Origin of the sequence: Rummeliibacillus sp. TYF005, assembly GCF_003844195.1 — a bacterium.
Lineage (GTDB): Bacteria > Bacillota > Bacilli > Bacillales_A > Planococcaceae > Rummeliibacillus.
Genome location: NZ_ML122630.1, coordinates 1 through 2247 on the forward strand (window position 1 = coordinate 1; position 2247 = coordinate 2247).

At 33.3% G+C, this 2247-nt stretch carries 4 protein-coding genes; all 4 read right to left on the minus strand.

What is annotated here, in order from left to right:
- Nucleotides 1-27: 27 nt before the first annotated feature.
- Nucleotides 28-783, minus strand: a complete 756-nt coding sequence (locus tag CW357_RS17885) for an RHS repeat domain-containing protein (protein ID WP_124218801.1) — start codon at nt 781-783, stop codon at nt 28-30.
- A 107-nt stretch (nt 784-890) separates the two neighbouring features.
- Nucleotides 891-1067, minus strand: a complete 177-nt coding sequence (locus tag CW357_RS18450) for a hypothetical protein (protein WP_164489662.1) — start codon at nt 1065-1067, stop codon at nt 891-893.
- 85 nt (nt 1068-1152) lie between these two features.
- Nucleotides 1153-1701: a hypothetical protein gene (locus tag CW357_RS17890; RefSeq protein WP_124218803.1), complete on the minus strand. Its 549-nt coding sequence runs from the start codon at nt 1699-1701 to the stop codon at nt 1153-1155.
- The coding region (locus CW357_RS17895; RefSeq protein ID WP_124218805.1) for an RHS repeat domain-containing protein at nt 1702-2247 on the minus strand (546 nt) is incomplete at its 5' end.

Below are 2247 nucleotides of genomic sequence, written 5' to 3' on the forward strand. Positions count from 1 at the left end.
GAATTGTTTTGGTGACTGGCACTTAATCTAAGTCTTTAACTTTTTCTTTAATAACGCTACTGCATAATTACCAATTGAAGATTTTTTTACAGAAAGTATAAAGTTTATGACATTTACCGCTACTTGTTTTGCCGTAGGTTTTTTCATCCCCGCTTTTTTTAGCCCAGAAAATGTGGCTTCAATTATCTTATCTTTAGTCGTCTTTTTCTTTAGTAAATTTTTTAATTTATACCAAGCTTTACTTGACATTGCTTTAACTACAGGCCTAAGCTGGGGAATTGCTGCGACAACTCCATTAATAAGCAATGCTAAATCTCGAGTACGCATACTAGCTAAACCATTGGGATCTACATCCATAAACGGATTATTATTCCTATAAGAATACCCATTTTGTGACAATGGCTCTTCTCCATCCCCTGGATGTGGGTCTAAAGCTAAAAATGCTCCATTTTCTGGATTATAGTATCGAGCTTGTAAATAATAATTCTTGGTTTCCTCATCATAATAGTAACCTGCATAACGGATAGGGTTGTCTTTTGCCACATCGCCTTCTACGGATAAGACATTTCCATAAGCATCGTAACGATAAGAACCTACTTCTTGGTCCTCTTGATCACGAATGCTTAACACATCACCTCGTTGGTTGGTGATGTATTGGTACGTTTTGGTTTGGAAGTTTCCGGATACCTCTTTTTCTTTCACGATTAGTCCAAGTGGTGTGTAGCCATCCCATTCATAGGAACGACATTGGGTAATTTCACCATTTTTCTTGACGACTTCCATATCCAATACTTCATCATTATAGAAGTATTCATGGGTTGTATCGCCAACTGTTTTCGTGAGGCGAAGTCCATTTTCATCATAGGTATAAGAGGCTACTGTGTTGCCTTCTATGTTTGAACGCTTGTTAAGCGCTGTGCTTCATTATAGGTGTACTTAAAGTGTTCATCCTGTAATAGGTTGCCATCTGCATCATATTGGTAGTCCGTATTGTTTTTCTTTTGAATTTGATTGGCATCGTTAAATTGTGCGACTTGTTTTAACTCTATCCACCTGATATGATACACATTTAGATATTTCTATAGGATATATGATCTTTCTTCTATAACTGCCACCCATTTATATTTCACATACATGATTAGACTTTTATTTTCATAAGTCCATTTCATTTTTAATAGGTAATTCATTATAAGGATAATCGGTAAAGTTAGCGATAAAATCCCAGCCTATTCCATCAAAACCAATCCACAGATAAAATCTTTCTTCTAAATAATTCATCCTATAATCAAAAATGAAACGACACTGACCAACTTCACCGTTTGGATCAATTTCTACATATTTTTCGGAAGATAGTAAAACATTTTCGTTATTAAAGGCATCTAAATAAATCTTTTGAAAATGTTGAACTAATTCCACTTCATTTTCTATTTTTGCAAAATGATAAAATTTCCCTGGACCAACTTTTTTCATTTCGGCTATTTCTGAGATACTGATGTCATTTGATTCATCAAGTACATGTATATATAGTGGATATCTATCTAATTTTCTCAAAAACTGTTGTAAAAACACCTTATATCTCTCACATAAATGGTCTTCAGTAGGAGAAATAATAAAAGAAAATTCAACCAATCCTCTTTTTTCATTTTTGAAAATATAAGAAAAGTCATCACCTATTAAAAAGTTGCTTAAAAAAAATTTCATTTACCACACCACCTTATATTTGGAGGATGTCTTTATAAACACGTTTTTAGGAATTAACTCAGCAATAATGTAATGGGTATCACTTTTAAAGTGATAATGCCATATACCTTTACTATATTGTTTCTTTGTTTTCTTACCGTACTTTTTAATATATGCAATTCCAGGCAACCTATGAAAATCTATGGAGAATACACGTCCTTTTCCTTTTTCTATAATTTTTAATAATACCCCACCATTCGACTCAATCCTATACTTTGAACCCCATTTTTTTAAATATTTTCGAGCCTTTTTCACCATATACTTACGAGCTTTATTAAGAGCTTTACCTCCATATTTTCTTATTAAAGGTTTCGCTAAAAATAACAAAATTTGTGCAATATATTTTGCAATACGCCCATTCGGGTCCACATGCATCACTGGATTATTATTCCCATACGTATACCCATTCTGTGATAATGGTTCATCATCATCTCCAGGATGTGGATCAAGTGCTAGAAACGCACCGTTCTCTGAATTATAGTATCGAGCTTGTAAATAATAATTCTT

Excerpts from the sequence above, each read along its gene's own strand:
- CW357_RS17885 (WP_124218801.1), bottom strand. The coding sequence starts at position 783 with ATGGAAGTCGTCAAGAAAAATGGTGAAATTACCCAATGTCGTTCCTAT.
- CW357_RS17890 (WP_124218803.1), bottom strand. The coding sequence starts at position 1,701 with ATGAAATTTTTTTTAAGCAACTTTTTAATAGGTGATGACTTTTCTTAT.